Genomic DNA, 18,239 nt, shown 5'->3' on the forward strand with positions numbered 1-18,239 from the left:
AATTGACATTAGAGTTGATTATTGATCCTTAAAGACATGTTCCTTGAGGATGTTTTTCAGATAAGGAATAAAAATGAAAAAAATTGTTTTGTTAATCATGGGATGGACTTTAATGGGTTTGGCAGTAGCTGCAAACAACCCCAAAGAAGAGGTCCGGCATATTGTGACGCTCAATGGTCTGGCTCAAGGCGAGGGACGGTTTATTCGGACTGATGTTATTGAGAATGGTAAATATAAATTTGGCTATTATTTTTGCGGGACCCGCCATAGCGTAGTCTATGGAGATATCGTTTTTGCTGACGAAGTGGGTGAGTCCTATCGTGTAGAACGATCCATTAAGTTTTCCATTTGCCAGGATGAAACGTTAACGGATTGCCAGGAATTTGCTACGGACCAGTTTACTATTTTTAAGAATAAAGACGGTTATTTGGAAACCGATAGTCGCCCTGTTTTACCTCTAAGTATTGCCTCCGTAAAAGATGCATTTAAAGCCTGTGAGCCTAATCCGGAAGAAGATAATCGGATGAAAAAAATAATTCATGCGGGCAGTCATTATCTGATTCGCCAAGGCTGATTTTTTAGCCTGGGTATAGCGGCGCGTATTTCGTGGCGCCAAGAAGTTTTCTGTTAAAAAAACCTCTCCCGCTTGTGGGAGAGGGGCAGGGGTAAGGGCTATTAATCGACTTTACCTACATCCACCCTGATGTGCAGCGGCTATTGATGGGGAGAAGGGAAATACCTATAAAATCTTGATTCCAGATTTTTTTGCAAATTTAGAGCAAAAGTATAGAGATTTTACTATAATGCCCACTATTTTTTTACAAAATGAATATTATGTCACAACCAAAACCTTCGATTTTATTTATTGGCTTACTATCCGCTTTTTCTTTACTGACATTTGATCTCTATCAACCTTCGCTACCCTATATCACCAATTTTTTTGGTACCACACATAACTTAAGTCAATTAACCTTAAGCATTTACCTGTTTGTTTTTGGAGTGACTCAACTCGTTTGGGGGCCGCTCATTGATCATTTTGGACGGCGTCGTTTATTGCCTGGAAGCTTACTTATTGCCGCTCTTGCCAGTTTAATCTGTGCCTTTGCTCCCAATATCTTTGTGCTCATTCTAGGCCGCGCATTACAGGGATTTGCTCTGTGTTGTGCTAATCTGGTTGCATTTTCAATCTCGCGAGACTTTGAAGATACTGTAGAGCGCGCCAAGGTTTTATCCTATGTTTCTATGATTGTTTCAATATCTCCTATTCTGGCTCCAGTATTGGGTTCGCTCATTTTTACTTATTGCAGTTGGCAAGCGAATTTCATGTTAATGGCTGTAATTGGTTTAATACTCCTACTGAAATCGCGCAATGGATTATTGGAATCGCCATTTTGGACTCAGCCCAAAGAGCCTTTTAATGTGAAACAAGTGATCAAAGCCTATCAAGAGATCATTCCATCGCCTACACTTTGGAGTGGTTCTTTTATTATGATGTTTAGTTTTGCGGCCGTAATGCTTTCAGTGATTAATTCGTCCTATATTATTATCGATCAATTGGGTTATTCACCTTTAGTGTACGGTATTATTTTTATAATCAATGGCTTAAATATTATTGTTGGTAATTACTTAGGTATTTGGCTGCGTAAGTATTTCAGCATGGCTTCGACAATTTATCTTGGTAGCTGGTTTATCATTAGTGGCGGTTTTGCGATGTTATTGTGCGCAAATCTCTCTGAATTTAATTTATACGTACTATCTTTTGCTTTAATTTGTAATTTAGGTATTAGTTTAACTGCGCCGGCTACTATGTCGATGATGCTTGCAGACTATAAGGAAAATGCAGGTCTTGCACTGGCCATAATTCATACGGTACGTATGTTTGGCTCATCCCTATTAACTATTTTAAGTGCCTATTTACTGATGCAATCACTCATTGCCTTGCCTTTAGGATTAATTGTTTGTGGATTAGGTGCTCTTTACAGTTCTTGGTATTTTAACCGTTTGACGACGAGTGATTCTGAATTTGATGGGGCAGAAGCCGCTTAGTATGTCTATTTGTTGCTCATCGTGCTGCTTGTTATAAACAATCAGTCGATATAGAATCAAAAATTTATTGATGAGTTTGGTGATCTTATGATGCTACGATTTAGCTTGCTTCGTACTAATAAAGCGGTTACGAATCAGAAACCTAATTTTTTTCATAGTAATTCTTCTGATACAGTCAAAAAAAATGTTCCTTTAAGAGTCATTGACCTTAATTTTTTCAAGGATACGACGTTTAGAGGAAAACCAATTGGGCAAAATTTTGTAAGCGATGTTTTAAAGGAATCTGGAGTTTCTGTTGGATTTAAAGAAGTATCGGCAGAAGAGTTAGGTAGTAAGCCAGCTCAAACTCTGTTAGGGTTATTATGGGATGAAGATTTGGCATTAGAAAAAAAGAAAAAAATAACCAAACAAAAATTTCTTGAACATTCCTCAGATGATGCTACGAAAAAACCAAAAGCCATGATACCAGGGTTTCATTTTTCAGATTTTGTATCCCCAAAAATGCATGATGTATTAGTGGTTGACTATAACAACATCCCCAATGAGTCACAAATCACACCGATGAATGAAACAAAGGCATTATCCTTGAAACCAACAGGAAGAATAATAAGTGCGGTACCTGCTTGGGCCATTATCATGAAATTAGCCAAAGATGCAATGAGAGTGCGGGCTGATGTGAATCCTTTTTATGTAGATCAAGCAATTTTATCACCCCAGCTCAAAGCTGACCTTGATAATTTAGCCGCACAATTTTATAGAGTATGTCATGTGGTGAAAGAGGATATAGATCATCCCGATGTCCATCAATATCGCAAGAATTTTCATAAGTTTTATGAGAACTATGCGATTGAAGCAAAATCTGGACAAAATCAGCTGGATGCTATCCGAAATGAAATAGAGCAATCAACTGAGAGTCACCGGATCTCTCCAGAGCTATAAAAAGCATACAGCATCTCGCTAATGCTTGGCTTCACTTATATGTTTCTAAGCAGAAGAGAGAGTTATCCCCACATCATAATGCTTCTAATGAAGTAGAGTATGTGTAAAAAGTCTCCTCTATAAATTTTTCTTGGCAATTTATAGGGAAGACTTTTGCCTCGTGCTAAGATTTGGTGGGTGTGGTATCTGGAGTATCCTCTATTCCCATGCCATATTGTTCTAAATTTTCCTTTATAGCCTGTATTTGCTTGCTTCCCAGCTTTGCTTCAATCGCATAGTTCTCATAAAATTTATGCAGGCTCTTGCGATACTCCCGGACGTCTGGATGATCTATATCTTCTCTAACGACACGACATGCTTTATAAAACTCTTCAGTTAAATTATCAAAGTCAGCTTTGAGCTCGGGTGATAAAATTGCTTGGTCTACATATAAAGGATTCAAGTCAACATTGAATGTGAATCCATCTCTGGTTATTTTCATGAGAATAGCCCATGCCGGCACGTTGCTTATGGTTCTTTCATACTCACCCGTATATATAGCTGGCTCACCTTCAGGGGAGCGAGATGGAGTGGTATCAGATTGCTCTGCTAATGGGGAAAATTGTTGATCGGCGGGGATGCTGGTGTAATCAACAACGACAACTGTTTTAGTGGATGGTAATAAAAAGCTGGAGAATTTAAATCCCACGAAGATACTATCGGAAACGGATATCCCATGAACTTTTGCCGTATCTGATGCATGGGCTGCAAGGTTTGCTTTGGTTTGTACAAGGTCTCTGGTTCCATCAGAGTTATAAGCCACAATCTCTTTTTTTCCTACCATTCCTAACATGGCTCTTGATTCATTTTTCTTTAATTCACTTAAGGACATACCTCTAAACCCGAGCTTGAATCCCGATTCATTCCATACGGCAGAAAGAAAATCTTTGCCAATAAGGTTTCCTCTAAACGTAGTATCTGTAAAAAATTTAAGGTTTGAAATTATTAATGGCACTCCTTGGAGGTGGTTATCATAAATGGGAGCAGTAGCAGCATTTTTTGCAGAAAATATACTTCTGGCTTGTTGTTGGGATTGCATAAGGCTTGTTGGCTTAGCTGTTTTGGTGGTTATGCTCTTTGCTTCATATAAAAATCTCATCATTTACCTCCTGAGGAATTTAAAAATTATGCATCTAAGATGCTTTAATTATAGTTTATATGTTCAATATTTGATTAATTAAATGGTAATTAGTTTGTAAATTTACTTAAAATCTGGATTGGGACTATAATCTTGGGTTAGAAAATTTGGCAAAATGGACAAACAGACTGTACACTTAATGTATTTAAGGTTTTATTATTGGTCAGTTGGCTGGCTTTATTACCCAAAGCACCAATCATGGAGGATATAAATGAGAATATGGCGAGCTGTTGCACTAGGAGTTTCATGGCTCCTTTTATTAAATCAGACAAATGCACAAAATACGGTATTCAATAATACAATCAACAATAATATCACTAATTTTGCTCAATTAGTGCAAGCTGTTGAGAGTGGGGAAGATGTACGCGCAATCATCCATTTTGATAATTGCCAGGTCACAGGCCCCGCACTCCCGACTCAATTAAGAAGACGGTTGGATGGAGCGACCACTCGATTTAATTTTACTAACTTTTTCCATGGCCAAGAGACTGTGAATAACGAGTTAACCGATACGGTGACCACGTCCATGAAGTTTTATATCCAGAATGCTTCAGGAGAGTTCTTAACGTTATCAGGACGTTTAAGTGTTTTTGAAGATAATACAGCAACGTTACATGTGAATTTTTTTGATCCCATTTTGCATAAGCAACAATTAGTAGTCGATTGGCTTTGTAATATTAGTAATGGCGAAGACAATAATGGTTTAGTATTGTTTAATTTTTCTTAGGGAAGTGCGCTACAGAAAAAAACAAATCATGGGATCCTGGAACTAAGAGCCCTGGTTTTTCATGGTTCATTTTTAGAATTAACAACCTATCTATGATATCCTTTTATTTTAACAATCAGTTGTCGTATGCGATGAAAATAAAAGTTTTTTTTGGTGCTTTTTTCTTATTAATGAACCTTGGAGCAGTTGCTGCCCCTCATTTTGTGCCAGCTCAACCCTCACCAACTGCTCGCTATGAAATCAACGGGCCTGCCTTATGTGCTACGGCTAAAGAAACCTTGGCTTATTTAAATAAAGGCAATCGTTATGATCCTCGAGTTATTCATGAAGGAAAAGTTTTTAAAGTCCCGCTTACCCGAGTCAAAGCTACCCTGATGTTTATTTGCCAGCATCAAAGCGAATTGAATAATCCAGCTTTTGTTAAAGAACACTTCGATTTTATTCGGTGGTATCCCGATCTTGAGCAAGCCAAGTCACTGAGTGCGCAAAAACCGCTTGTTGCTCGTTTACCCAAAGATAAAATTTTAATGACCAAGTATTACGTTCATCGTGCTCAGGCATCAAGCAAGCGCAGTGCTGCCTTTCCTTTTGCTCTTTATGGTCTTCCTAAGGATGAGGCGTTACTGACTCTAGAAGAAGCAGATGCCAAGCCTGGACTCATACGTTTTCAATATGGAAAGCAAGCTATCCTAAAAGGTGCCTTAACGAATAAGAATGTCCCCGCTCTGGGTTATTTGAGTCGAGAAGACCTTGAAGCGGCATTAATGCAGGGTACTGTGGTTGCTGATTTTGGTAAGAACCAGACAAAGACCTTTAATGTTCATCGTTGTAACAATATTGCCTACGACAAAACCCAAAACCCTTATCAGCAAGAGCGCTATTGGTATTTTAAACAGGTGTCCGGCATCAAAGGTTATGGAAAGGATGCCGATCATAAAATCACGGTGAATACGGAGGTAACTTTTGCAGCAGATCTTGAGCAGTTTGGTTTGGGTAAATTATTGATGGTGCAATATCCTACTCGGACAGGAAATCTGGTGACGCGCGCGGGTATTTTTGCGGACACAGGCGGGGCTTTCGAAAATAATGTGTATCAAGTTGATTTTTTAGCGGGTAGCTATGCAGGAAGAGGAGCTTTCGCTCAGGCAACCCGCCACTTACCCGATTATGTGGCCGCTTATTTTATGGTATTAAAAAAATAATATGAAAATTTTCTTATTTTGCTCATTCTTTATAAGCTCTATGGTTCATGCTTTTTCTTGCAATGATTCGCAAGAAATCCATAAAGCACCCATTCAATTTGATCAACAACGTATTGCCTTAACACGCCAGTATCAATTAACTCATTATGGAATTGACTCAAAATCCATTGAAATTGAACCGAGAATGATTGTTTTGCATTGGACGTGTATTCCGACGTTGGCCGCCACTCTTCGTGTATTTAATCCCCCCACATTCCCTAAAAATTCACCACGAATTAAAGAGCTACCTGGTGACTTGAACGTATCAACCCATTTTGTAGTGGATCGGGATGGAAGTATTTATCAACTCATGCCGGAGCATTGGATGGCACGACATGTTATAGGATTGAATCATTATGCAATTGGCATTGAAAATGTAGGTGGAATTGACAGTAAAGATGATCTAACCGACGCCCAAACCAAAGCAAATGCTTTTTTGGTGTGTTATCTCAAAAAGAAATATCCAAAAATAAAATATGTTATCGGACATAATGAGTATTTAAATTTTAAAAAAACTTCTCTTTGGCTCGAACGGGATCCAAATTATCAGACAGATAAAGATGATCCTGGCCCTGATTTTATCAATCGGGTGATGAAGTTGGTTCACAGTAGCTGAATTTTTAAATATGAAAAATACAAGAAAAATCAATAGGTTTTTTAGCCTATGGCGAAGATTAACTACGCTTAATATACTATAATAAAGCATATGATTAATCCCTTCATATAATAGTTCTTTGCCCTAAATGACCAGATTAAAAACAGGGAGTGAATATGTCTGATAAGTTATTGGATGTACTAATCGTTGGAGCTGGGCCTGTTGGTTTATTTTGCGCAAACGAGCTGACTCGTCAGGGGTTGAGTTGTCGGATCATTGATAAAAAGTCGGCACTCAGTGATAAATCTAAGGCATTGGCCATTCATATTCGAACACTTGATCTGCTTAGGGATTGTAGTTTCCTGGATGAAGTACTCATCCAGGGACAAAAAGTAGATGGAGTTTTGTTTAAATCTAAGGGAAAAGAGTTAATTCACGCCACCTATGCACATGTTGAAGCGGATTATCATTTTGTGATTGACCTTCCTCAAAGCAAAACGGAACACATTTTTCATCAGGGGCTGGTTGATCGAGGTTTGCATGTTGAATGGCAAACTGAATTAACTGAAATCGAAGAAACAGCAAACCATACCGTTTCTACTTTAAAACAGGCTGATGGCAGCATTGAAAAAGTTCAATCACACTGGATTATTGCTTGCGATGGTTCGCACAGTACGCTGAGAAAATTAGTTAATGCTGAATTTATAGGCTCTTCTTTTAAACAAACTTGGTGGCTAGCTGATCTGCTTATTGATTGGGGACTCCCGGAAAATAAATTTATTATCTACGTAAGTGATGAAGGACCTGCTGCGTGTTTCCCAATGGGAGAAAAACGTTATCGTTTGGTCATGACTGCGCCCGAAAAAGTCATGCATCAAGCCCCCACAATGGAAGACATCATTCGCGTCTTTCAAGCACGCTGTACGGATCCGGCAACCCTACATGATCCAGTTTGGATCAGTCAATTTGGCATTGATCACAAGCAAATCCAAAACTATCGTTATGGACGAGTATTTTTTGCTGGGGACTCCGCTCATGTTCATAGTCCTATGGGTGGGCAAGGATTAAATACTGGATTACAAGATATTTATAATCTCGCTTGGAAATTAGCACTGGTGCAAAAAGGACTGGCAAGCGATGCCTTACTTGATAGTTATCATCGCGAACGTCATCCCATTGCTGCAGGGGTATTGAAAGATACCGGAGTAATGACTCGTTTGATTATGATAAGTAATCCGGTGATGATTTTTTTACGTAATTTCCTTTTACAGATGGCCATGTCATTCGACTCAGTTAAAAATTTTATCATGTATAATCTTGCTGAGTTGTCGGTGAGCTATGCGAAAAGTCCTATAGTCAAAGTATTGGGTGAAAAAACCCGATTCAAAATAGGTGGATTTCTCATTAATTCTCCATTTATTGATGCAAAAAGCAAAGAAAAAAAGGAATTGCAGCAAATTACTCAGGGAACGCTGCATCACTTATTTTTATTTATGGGACTGGAAACTGACCATAAGAATCAATTGTTGGTTTTCTCTGAACTTGCAAGGGCTGTTACACAGCAATTTAAAGGTTTAATCAAGACTCATATTATACTGCCTCAATCTGAAATGACTCCAGTTGACGAAGGGATTTCCATCTTGATTGATGAAAGTCAAAAAATGCATCAACGATTTAAAATTGATCGACCTACTGCTGTATTGGTTCGTCCAGATAAATATATAGGTTTAACTCAGATGCCGTTCAATAAAGAGGAATTAATGAGGTATATGGAAAATTCATATCTTCTTACGAACTCAAAAGTATGAGGCAAAAGAGTAAGCATGAAGACTTAAATCAAAATGATTCTTGATGATCTTGGGGTGTTGTATATAATTTGCGGCCATATTTTTGTTAATTTAGGACTTTTAATCACCGCTTCGGGCAAACAAACACGAACTGGAAAAGGGCAAAGTAAACTTCTTAAGTAAATGGCCTCAGCGCTTATAAAACAAATAAAAGAGAACTAAGCGACCGGAGTTTTATTCAGGATAATAGGAATGAATTTGTTTTAAAGGAAAGGAGCTGAACTAAGAAGAGAGTGTGATGGGCATTTTTTGTTCTTTGTGAATCAATAGTGGGTAAAGTGTTTCTCAAAGTGCGCAATAGGTTGTAATCAATTTAAAAATAGAATAAAAATTGCTACATGCATTATAAGTTTTATTGCATTGACAGTGAAAATGGTCACAATGCGATAAAGAAAAATTAAATCCCTTATCTAAGTTACAAACCTTCCTTACACACTATGGACTGTTACATGCGGATAGGGAAATTTCTAACGTACGCTTTATCATACGATTTAAAAGATACAGTAGTGAATATATTACTGGTTATTACGCTAAAAAATTGAATAAAAATAATGAGCAATGGATTAAATATCTTATGAAAAAATTACTGGCGTGTTGGTTTTTGGGTTTTGTCTGTTCAGTGAGCGGTTTTGCTGCTCCAAGTGATGCAGAACTGATTAAAAAATTAAATGCTATTGAAAAAAACTCAAATACAGTCATGGGGATTACTGCCATTTATATAGAAAAAAATAAAGTGATTGCGCATAATAGCAATCAGCGTTTTTTCATGGCCAGTACAATCAAATTACCCATTGCGATGGCTTTTTTACACCGCGTTGATGAGAAAAAAGACTCTTTAAATCGTGTAATTAAAATGGATTCACGTAATTCGGTTCCTGGTTCTGGGGCACTTCATTATTTATTCGAAAAGAAAAAATTGAATATTTCTTTGAAACAAATCTTGATGCATACCCTCAAAAATAGTGATAACAGCGCAAGTGATGCATTATTACAGGCGGCTAATGGTCCTAAATATGTAGCACAGCGTATGAGTGCGCTTGGTTTAAAAAATATTTTTATTAATCGCTCCATTATGGAAATGTTTGTGGATACAAATCATGTGGATCGTTCATTTTTAACAAAACGTCAGCCGGTATATTCTTGGCAAAAAATATCGAATCGTGTTCCTCTGAAAGAAAAGCAGCAAGCTTGGCAGCGTTTTGAAAAGGACATACGCGATACCACAACGCCTTATGATATGGCAAAATTGTTGGTTAAACTATATAAAAAACAAGCACTTTCAGAATCCAGTACTAATCTTCTGATGAACATTATGGAGCAATGCCGAACTGGTCGCAGCAGAATAAAAGGATTATTGCCTTCCAATGTTAAAGTAGCCCATAAAACAGGAACATGGTCTATTTATGAGCGGGACTATTTAAGATACCCTGGGTCGAAAAAACTTTATCGTTTTGTTAGTGACGTTGGCATTATTACTTTGCCCAATAATAAAGGCCATGTTGCCATTGCAGTATATGTTAAATCGAAATCAGCCAGTGATTATCCACGCAGTCGCGCCATCGCTCTTGCAAGTCGAGCTATTTATGATCATTTTATGAAGTCATGATTAGGCACACGCTCAATGGAGCCAGGGTGAAGGCAAAGCTCTAGTCGAGGTTATTTGCTGTTACTCCAAGTGCTGCGAAAATCTTCTCTTGTTGTATTGTGCTACAGCAAGGACGCTCTTGTTATGTTCGGTTTGGTGGGGCTTTTTTTATCTTTGTGTTGCAAATTATCCCTATTTTTCTTAACAAAACTTAATGAATACATCACCTGGAAAACCCTTGTCATTTCGTATACTCTGTCAAAAAAAATAACTTTGAAGACAAGGAGGTTGAGATGTATCGTCGTTTGATTTTGATTTTTAGCGGACTCATCTATTTTTTCATGAGTTTTGGTTTATATGCTCAATTGCCTTGCTACTACCAGGAATTAACTGCTGATGAAAAGCGTGATCTATTATGGGCTGAAATTACCTCAAGCCATGAAGAAGATCCCTTACCCCAGCTTACGGGCAATAGTTTTAATGAAGTGCTCGAAAAATTAAAAGGATTGTTTAACTTAAGCCCTACGTTTGATACTGCCAGTGATGAAATTCCTGAAGGACGAGTAAAAATCATTCACGCCAACGGTTCAGTAGGAAAAATAGCATTAGTTCCTTCACCAGATCATCCCTTCACAGGCATTTATCAGACGGGGGCAATAGGCATAGCACGTCTTTCGCTAGCAACTCCTCCAGCTGATGATAGTTATATTCCTGGCATGGCGATTAAATTTTTAATCACAGGGCATCCCTCTTTAAATTTGCAAGTGATGAATTTGCTTGAGGGACAAAAAGGCAATTGGAATTATTTTGCGAAAGATTTTTCGAACCAAATACCTCATCCTGCCAGTTGGACCTTAAGTGCTATTGAGAAAATATTTGAATGGACTCGCGACCCTGCGAATAACCTTCCTTTATGGCATTTAGCAGCTTGGACGAGTGATGGGAAATTTGATGGAATTCCTGTGTACCCTGAGCGGCTCTATTTCCGACCAACGAGCTTGGTTAAGGATTTAATCCCTGAAAATTCACGCGAAGACTTCAGAATCTCTTTTGCAGAGGTACCCATGGGTCCAATCTATGAAGTCTATGGCGAATATCAAGGTATCGAGTATCGTATAGGGACATTAATCTTGGAAAGTCCTTTATTGGCTTCCAATTACGGTGATAAGAAATTATTTTTCCAGCACCAACGATAATTCAGTATCCATTAGGTCTTGATCTAGATTGATCATAGGTCAAGACTACCTGATCTTCCTCGTTTTCTGGACTAATCATTAACTCTCTTGGGACCGGCTCGGTTTTGGGTGTATTGAATTCCACGGATGAGGTGAAGCTCTGAATTATAGGTTTTCCAAGAAGGCCTAATTTTTTTATGCTCTCATTAAGATCTGCATTGGGTGATTTTTGTTTATTGTGCAATTCAAATCCTAAGCAGCGTTCGTCGGAGTCAAACACTTTATATCTTAAAACTTCTCGAAGATAGGATTCTGATGGTGTTGTATCGATGGTTGTATGGCGATTCTCATTGATACAGCGAACTGCTTTGTTAATCTGTTCCTCTTCATTTTTTCGCGAATCTTTGCCGCAAAGGGTATCCAGGTTATAAATGTGGGGCAGAAGACTTTGAAAACCATCATGACCATGAACATAAGTAATATAATAGCCTTTGTGAGTCGCAGGCCTTGCCATCTCGCTTTCTTTAGCGTCATCCCAGCGATTCCATAAAAGATAAATTAAAGGCCAGGCTGTTCTTTCTTGTTCTGACATATTGGTCCGGTCATGAATTGCATCCGTATGAAACAGTGAATTCATGACATTGTTTTCAATGAAGAATTGAAATTGATGATTAATCTGATCAATGGTTTCCGCTAAAGCATTCGCAGTGGAATCATTATAATTTACCCCAAGACGTGCTGCCAGCAATTGAATGGTATCGAAACGAATGGGAGCATGGCTAAATAAAGTAATACCCTTTTCATTGAGTGTATAATCCAAGATCTTAAGTGAGGGTTTATAGCTTTCGTTGATTAACTCGGTTAATTCCTGATGGTGAATAATATGATGCTCAAGTAACAGGTTAAGACCCCAAAAAGAAGGAATTTGTACATCACCAATATATCCTGGGGGAACAAAGGATTGCCCCGCCGTGAATTGTTCAAAGGCATAAATAAACTCGCTGCTATGGTTTGAAATCAAAATATTTAATCGGCAATGGTGTCGACGAAGCATACTAAGAATTCTAAAGGTGAAATAATCGCAATTTCCGCGATCAGCTACTTCATCTCCGATGAGGCGAATCAGGGTTTGATTATCGTGGATTTCTAATAGGGACATGAACTCATTAAATTGACTAACACAATAAGCCAGCTTCTCTTTGGGTTCAGATAGTTTTTGCTGTAACTGCCTTTGCTCTTCTTCAGCTGCTTGCAGCTTTATTAGGGCTTGTTCTCGCAATTGAGACAGGGAGTTCGGTGTTTGGGTTTCAGCAGTTGCTGCGCTGATTATTTGTTTCTCTAGATGGGCAATTCGTTCTTTAGCATTATCGATTTTGATTTGTGTACATTGTAAGAGCGTACGGTTTTCCAAATATTCCTGAAGAAGCGCGCCGTACAGCTCATAAAGCGTTACAAATTGTTGATAAGCTTCCTCGACATTCTTAATTTTAGGGTTGAATTGAATGATTTGATGGCGAAAAAGAAAATGTATGAGTTTGATCGGATTGCCATGTAAATCGCCAAGAGTGATTGAACCTAAATTCGATTCCAGTTCATCAGGAAATTTATAAATATCAACATTCTTATTGATAAGACGGTAGGTCATTCCTTAACCTAAATGGAGCAATTCTCCTGACAAACATAATGGATTCAATCAGAAATATCAATCAAGACCATGTAAATCACCCCTTAGGACGGGTAAATAGAATGCCTGCTGTAGCGGTTAAAATTTTTCGGGATGTTTCACTTCCTTGTCATTGTATAAAAAGAAGTATTAAATTTAAAAACGAAAGGCAGGCAATAACGCTAAAGGTCAAAATCATCCCGCGGACACGAAATTTAAGGTGATGTTCTTTGGCCAGAAACGCATAAGCATGAAAGATTCGTCCCAAGATAAACAAAAAAATCAAAGCTAAAAGTACCATCCAGTTGGCTTTATTTGCTTCAGCACAAAAGAGTAAGATCAGTGTAAACGGAACATACTCAACAAAATTGCCGTGTGCTCTTATTGCCATTTCCAAATCAACTAACTCGTTGCTTCCGACTCTCACTTTATATTTTCGACGCAAGGTAATAACACGGGCTGAAAGATAGATGTAGGCAAAGGCTAACAGGGAGCCGGTTACGGTTGTCATTGGATACATTTTATTCTCCTAATCAATAGAGCGACTCATTTGTTGTCACAGAATTTAGTTTCATTACAAAATCATCAAAGCAATGCTGAACATCATTCAAAAAAAGTAACCAAGGACAATGACCTGCTTTGCTAATTACTTTATGGATACAATTTTTGCCTTGGAATTTTTCATTGTTCATAAAAATTAAGGGTGGACAAACAAAGTCATTCTCGCTGGCAATTGTCATGGTGGGTATTGTTTCTGGAAACCATTTACATGAATAATCCGGGTAAAAATGTTCAATGGCATAATGATAAGCAGTATTATTAAAGGCAAAAAGAGGCATGATTTTTTCTCCTTCCACCAATTCTTCAGCTGTAAAACAATAATGTTTATAGGTATTCCAAAACATTTTATATGCCTCATCCGAAGGTGCCAAATGATACTGGCTGGCGGGAGGAATTAAATCGGGTAAATGGTGTTGCTGTTGCATGGCACTCACATGCTGAAAAAAACTGTTTTCGGTGGTGGTATTCATTAACACCAGACCCGCCAGATGATGTTTTAGTTCCGGTAAATTTAATGCAAACATCCCGGAAAAGCTGTGGGTGACTAATACCGGTTTAGGAAGGTCTTTTAATAAATCAATTAAACCCTCTTTCCAATATTTGAAATCAAGTTTGCCTTGAGTATTGATGCCATCTTGCGGGAAATCTAATAGAAAAATAGATCCAGGTAACTGCAACCTACTGCATAAGTTATTGAGGTACTCAGAGCCCAAACCAGGACCACCTGGTAAGAATAACCAGTTGCATCCAGGACCTTCAGTGATTTGTTTTATTTTATAACCATATTTTGTGTATTGCATGTGGGAATCACTACTTTTTATTCAGTTGTTAATCATAACACACAGCCTAGTTGAATTAATGCGTCGTTAGCATTTATAGTGGATTAAGTCGTTTCCCATTTAACTGAACTAGGCACAAAAGCCGAACTACTAAACCAGGTGAGGGTATGATGAAAAAAACATATTATATTGTTTTTTTATTCAGTCTTTTTTTAGCTTCGGCTTATGTGCATGCAAATTATTTACGATACAGCGGTAAATGCCAATTTTCTCTGACTCGGGATCGTTATGCTTATTGTTTAGAGAAGGAGATGGTTTTTTATGATAATGAGTTTAGAAGACTGTATGGTAATTTAACACCGGATGCTTCGCTACTTGCTTCTGAAGCATTAGCAACACAAATTGTTGAACCTAATTGTGATGCGATTGCACAAAAAATTGGTGCTGGTTTGGAATATCATATTGCTTTTCGCACCTGCATGATTTACATCACCAAAGAAAAGATTGCTTGTATTAGGCGATTTGTTCCTTGTCAAATATGTTGGGGGAGGAAATGGGCCAATGCGATAAAAAAACCTTTATTATTCCTCGAAGGAGTTTCGATTAATCTATCGGATCCCACTTGAGAAAATGTCCCCGTCTTCCCCCTTTGAGGAGACGGGAAATTGATTAGTTTGTTGGGGTGGGTTTTGAGGCAACAGCATTATCAGCACAATTATCAGCAATGCTATCTATTTCATCGCTATATTGTTTATCCGTCATATCATTTGATCTTTTGAGCAGATCCACTAACTTGGGCTTAGCGCATTCACAATAAGCACTAATTAATTTCTTATCCTCGTCTGTTTGTTTGGGATCAACAAGATTCCATCTGTCTTGGCAAAAATCAGTGACGTCGCTGTCTTTTGCTTTACTCAATCCTACTTCATCCTCCAACGAATCCATTGCATCATGCAGCAGGGTTCTTGACATGCAGAGATGGACTGCTTTTTGAACTGCGGCGTCATTGTCTAAAGGTTGTTTGGCAGCACAACCACAATATTTTTCGCCAAAATTTTTAAAGTCTACTTTATCTTTTGCTTCATCTGCTTTTTTCATCCAGGCATTAGTACAAAGCGTTTGAAAGTCTCCGCCACCCGCCGTATCTGCTGCATAAGTTGGTACAGCAAACATAAGGGAAAGAACAGGAATAGCCATTCTTTTGAGAAAATTCATAATTAATCACTCCTTTGATTTAATAGTACTTCTTCCTCATTGAGGATAGCCAATGTTTTTGGGGTTATCTACACTATTTTAAAAAATTTAGTTTTTGCTTCTTTTTTGGATAGAATGCAACTTTTTAAAGGAACGATCATCATCATGACGGCAGTAGAGAAACATTGGTCTCGGGTAGAGTACCTGCACAAGAATGTCAAGAATCACAACATTCATATTAAAGGCACCCACAGTTACTACAGTGATGCATGGACAGGAAGTTTTGAGGAAACGGTCGTCAGGTATCTCTATGGAGATGAGTTCAGTTTAAAAAATTGGCAGCCACAATGGAACATTGACCAACTCTTTATTGGGGATTATGTCTGTATTGCGGCTGAGGTAATTATTATGTTGGGAGGGAATCATAATCATCGTGCGGATTGGTTTTGCTTGTATCCTTTTGCAGACAATTATGTGCAAGCATACCAAGGCAAGGGGGATACAATCATTCATGATGGCGTTTGGCTTGGCATGCGTTCCATGATTATGCCGGGTATCACCATTGGTGAGGGCGCTATTATCGCCGCCAATAGTGTGGTGACAAAAGATGTTGAACCTTACAGTATTGTTGCCGGTAGCCCTGCACAATTGGTTAAAAAACGTTTTGACGACACGGTTATTCAGCGCCTTCTTCGCTTGGGCATCTATGGGTGGGATGAAGAAAAATTTAATCGCTTGCAGCCGTATATTTGTAGCAGTGATATAGCGGCCCTGGAAGAACAAAGCAGGAAGTATGATGCCTTACATCAGGGTGTCTCTTTAAGTGCGCATGCAGATTATGGCAGCAAGTGAAGGCTGGATTGAGCCAGCCCGGATTAAGTTAGGTCCCTTAGATACATACTGCTTTTATGGGTTGCGTGCCTAAATTCGTGACTTGAGCTTTGGCTCCAGGTTCTGCTGCTATGGGAATTTGTTGTAGGTTGGTTAAAGCAGAAACTAAAGAATCACCTTGTTTCAGGCTGGTTCCATTGAACATGCCTTTTCCACTAATAACCTGAATGGAAATATAATTTTTTACGCTTGCAACCGCATGTATTTCACATAATAAAGAAAGTGTTTGTTTGTTCGTATTGGCCAAAACAGCAGCTTTATTGGGTTCAAGATTGATTTCAATGGGGGCAGAACAAACGGAAGTGCTCATTAAAACCAGAACACTAGAGAGTAATTTAGTAATAAATCGATACATAATTGTCCTTTTTTATTATTTTTATCGAATAAAAATAGAAGATTTGTTTTTGCAGCTTTTATTATCATGCAATCAATAACAGAAATAAAGAATCCAAGATAAGTAAGCGTAACCTCCATGTTATATAAAAGGATGATGCAATAATGAGGAATATGAAAATGAAGGATTTATTGGTGTGCTCCCTGAGCATCAGTGCCACATTGCGGCGGCACTTAACTTGGTTTCGGCCGTAATAAATGGAGCCGAAAATAACCATTTATCCCTTTAGAATTTTGCCAGTACGTCCTTGTTCCACCACATCAGGATCGCAGGCCTCGCCATGAAGCAATTTAGTGATCTCTCTGATTTTCTCTGTTTTGGTACGTCCCTGGCAAAAAAATAAATAATCATGGATACGACGTTCAAACCACCGACCCTCAAGCATTGTTTTGTGTGCTTTTAGCATGTCTATTTGCTGAGGATTCAAGGTATAAGATTTTAGTTTGGTGGTGGGTTGATTGGAAGAAGCCGGTTTATGGGATATTGTTTCATCACTCTCATTAGTTTCCTTCTCTTGGAATGGCACTAAGCTTTTATCGATTAAAGTAAGAGAAGAGCTTAGGGTTTGTCCAAAAACATTTGAGGGTGAGGGAGTAAAAAATGATAAACTAATTTTGTCATAAACATCATTGACGGTAATCAGAGTAATCTTGGTTGTTTCAATTTTCCCCAGATCATATTCCCAACCCCAGTCAGTTCTCCTCTTGCCTATAATGGGTAATGGTGTCCATTGTTTGTTGAATAAATGATAAAACTCAGGAATTCCCTTATCGTTAGTCCCCCATTTATAATAATTCTTTTGATCAGTGTAATAGTAAAACATCTTCATGCCCCCCATATTCCAATTGCTACTTATATTACCAATATATTATTAACGTATCCTTAATCCTATTGAATAGACACGGTTTTTATTACTCGATTTGTTACTCTGGGCCTCAGAGAGGTGATTCATGAGATTCGGGATTGAAAAGTGAAAAATACCATGTAAGAATCTTGTGTGAACATTTTGGACCTAAATTGTTAAAGGATGATCAAATGCTCAAAAAACTTCTTATCAGTGTTTCATTGTTACTATGTTCTCTTTCTGCATACAGTATGCCTGAAGAGGAGAAAGCTTATCTTGCCAATCAATGTCATGAATTATCGCAAAAAATTGACGAATTAAGTACGAATCAAACGAACTCTTGTTCCTCTTTGATGCAAGAGTCTGCCCGATTAGTAGAGCATGGCGGGCAATTTATATTAAAAGAATACTGGTTTAATGCCAGAACGAATTTGCATCGTTCTTACAGGCTGTTAGGGGATGCGAATCAAATGAACTGTAAAACTGCCTCAGCAATTTTAGCTGCTCGAAAAGGCATAGATGAAATTCTAGAACAGCTATATGGTCTAGAATAGGTCTTGCTAAGGACTGATCTCTGACAA

General features: G+C 38.2%; 19 protein-coding genes. 12 read left to right on the forward strand and 7 right to left on the reverse strand.

Annotated features, from left to right (window positions below):
- Positions 1-73 precede the first annotated feature (73 nt).
- From EL022_RS04745 to EL022_RS04755, 3 genes are all read left to right on the forward strand, one after another.
- Entirely contained in the window at positions 74-574 is a 501-nt protein-coding gene (locus EL022_RS04745; RefSeq protein WP_028382608.1) for a hypothetical protein, read from the forward strand.
- 260 nt (positions 575-834) lie between these two features.
- Positions 835-2,046 (forward strand): multidrug effflux MFS transporter, encoded by a 1,212-nt coding sequence (locus EL022_RS04750; RefSeq protein ID WP_028382609.1) that lies wholly within the window; start codon positions 835-837, stop codon positions 2,044-2,046.
- Positions 2,047-2,133: 87 nt separating this feature from the next.
- On the forward strand, positions 2,134-2,985 hold the full coding sequence (locus EL022_RS04755) for a hypothetical protein (protein ID WP_028382610.1): 852 nt from the start codon (positions 2,134-2,136) through the stop codon (positions 2,983-2,985).
- Between the two features lie 163 nt (positions 2,986-3,148).
- Here EL022_RS04755 and EL022_RS04760 read toward each other — a convergent pair whose 3' ends face one another.
- Positions 3,149-4,126, reverse strand: coding sequence for a hypothetical protein (locus EL022_RS04760; RefSeq protein ID WP_126325102.1), 978 nt, complete (start codon positions 4,124-4,126; stop codon positions 3,149-3,151).
- A gap of 247 nt (positions 4,127-4,373) precedes the next feature.
- Between EL022_RS04760 and EL022_RS04765 the strand changes: the two genes are divergently transcribed.
- The 6 genes from EL022_RS04765 (at position 4,374) to EL022_RS04790 (ending at position 11,353) form a co-directional block, all read left to right on the forward strand.
- Complete coding sequence (locus tag EL022_RS04765) at positions 4,374-4,889, forward strand: hypothetical protein (protein WP_028382611.1); 516 nt, start codon at positions 4,374-4,376, stop codon at positions 4,887-4,889.
- 131 nt (positions 4,890-5,020) lie between these two features.
- Positions 5,021-6,091: a hypothetical protein gene (locus tag EL022_RS04770; protein WP_028382612.1), complete on the forward strand. Its 1,071-nt coding sequence runs from the start codon at positions 5,021-5,023 to the stop codon at positions 6,089-6,091.
- A 1-nt stretch (position 6,092) separates the two neighbouring features.
- Complete coding sequence (locus EL022_RS04775) at positions 6,093-6,746, forward strand: N-acetylmuramoyl-L-alanine amidase (protein ID WP_028382613.1); 654 nt, start codon at positions 6,093-6,095, stop codon at positions 6,744-6,746.
- Positions 6,747-6,901: 155 nt separating this feature from the next.
- Positions 6,902-8,533 (forward strand): FAD-dependent oxidoreductase, encoded by a 1,632-nt coding sequence (locus tag EL022_RS04780; protein ID WP_028382614.1) that lies wholly within the window; start codon positions 6,902-6,904, stop codon positions 8,531-8,533.
- Between the two features lie 613 nt (positions 8,534-9,146).
- Positions 9,147-10,178 (forward strand): class A beta-lactamase, encoded by a 1,032-nt coding sequence (bla, locus tag EL022_RS04785; protein WP_028382615.1) that lies wholly within the window; start codon positions 9,147-9,149, stop codon positions 10,176-10,178.
- A gap of 272 nt (positions 10,179-10,450) precedes the next feature.
- Entirely contained in the window at positions 10,451-11,353 is a 903-nt protein-coding gene (locus EL022_RS04790) for a hypothetical protein (RefSeq protein ID WP_028382616.1), read from the forward strand.
- Position 11,354: 1 nt separating this feature from the next.
- Here the strand turns inward: EL022_RS04790 and wip are convergent, their stop codons facing one another.
- The 3 genes from wip to EL022_RS04805 all read right to left on the reverse strand — a co-directional run bounded on the left by wip (position 11,355) and on the right by EL022_RS04805 (position 14,356).
- The gene (wip, locus tag EL022_RS04795) at positions 11,355-12,977 is read right to left on the reverse strand and encodes a Dot/Icm T4SS effector Wip (RefSeq protein WP_051544529.1); all 1,623 of its coding nucleotides are present in this window, start codon (positions 12,975-12,977) and stop codon (positions 11,355-11,357) included.
- A gap of 148 nt (positions 12,978-13,125) precedes the next feature.
- The gene (locus tag EL022_RS04800) at positions 13,126-13,515 is read right to left on the reverse strand and encodes an MAPEG family protein (RefSeq protein WP_028382617.1); all 390 of its coding nucleotides are present in this window, start codon (positions 13,513-13,515) and stop codon (positions 13,126-13,128) included.
- Between the two features lie 13 nt (positions 13,516-13,528).
- Positions 13,529-14,356 carry an alpha/beta fold hydrolase gene (locus EL022_RS04805; RefSeq protein ID WP_028382618.1) on the reverse strand — a complete coding sequence of 276 codons (828 nt, stop codon included), beginning with the start codon at positions 14,354-14,356 and terminating at the stop codon, positions 13,529-13,531.
- A gap of 146 nt (positions 14,357-14,502) precedes the next feature.
- Here EL022_RS04805 and EL022_RS04810 point away from each other — a divergent pair, with 146 nt between their 5' ends.
- Complete coding sequence (locus tag EL022_RS04810) at positions 14,503-14,961, forward strand: hypothetical protein (RefSeq protein ID WP_028382619.1); 459 nt, start codon at positions 14,503-14,505, stop codon at positions 14,959-14,961.
- A 43-nt stretch (positions 14,962-15,004) separates the two neighbouring features.
- Here EL022_RS04810 and EL022_RS04815 read toward each other — a convergent pair whose 3' ends face one another.
- Complete coding sequence (locus EL022_RS04815) at positions 15,005-15,550, reverse strand: hypothetical protein (protein ID WP_028382620.1); 546 nt, start codon at positions 15,548-15,550, stop codon at positions 15,005-15,007.
- Positions 15,551-15,664: 114 nt separating this feature from the next.
- Between EL022_RS04815 and EL022_RS04820 the strand changes: the two genes are divergently transcribed.
- Positions 15,665-16,381 carry a CatB-related O-acetyltransferase gene (locus tag EL022_RS04820; protein ID WP_126325104.1) on the forward strand — a complete coding sequence of 239 codons (717 nt, stop codon included), beginning with the start codon at positions 15,665-15,667 and terminating at the stop codon, positions 16,379-16,381.
- Between the two features lie 37 nt (positions 16,382-16,418).
- Here the strand turns inward: EL022_RS04820 and EL022_RS04825 are convergent, their stop codons facing one another.
- Both EL022_RS04825 and EL022_RS04830 read right to left on the reverse strand, forming a co-directional pair.
- Positions 16,419-16,775, reverse strand: coding sequence for a hypothetical protein (locus tag EL022_RS04825; protein ID WP_028382622.1), 357 nt, complete (start codon positions 16,773-16,775; stop codon positions 16,419-16,421).
- Between the two features lie 256 nt (positions 16,776-17,031).
- On the reverse strand, positions 17,032-17,637 hold the full coding sequence (locus EL022_RS04830; RefSeq protein WP_028382623.1) for a hypothetical protein: 606 nt from the start codon (positions 17,635-17,637) through the stop codon (positions 17,032-17,034).
- A 212-nt stretch (positions 17,638-17,849) separates the two neighbouring features.
- Here EL022_RS04830 and EL022_RS04835 point away from each other — a divergent pair, with 212 nt between their 5' ends.
- Positions 17,850-18,212, forward strand: coding sequence for a hypothetical protein (locus tag EL022_RS04835; protein WP_028382624.1), 363 nt, complete (start codon positions 17,850-17,852; stop codon positions 18,210-18,212).
- Positions 18,213-18,239 lie beyond the last annotated feature (27 nt).

It is taken from the genome of Legionella cherrii (assembly GCF_900635815.1).
Taxonomy (GTDB): Bacteria; Pseudomonadota; Gammaproteobacteria; order Legionellales; family Legionellaceae; genus Legionella; species Legionella cherrii.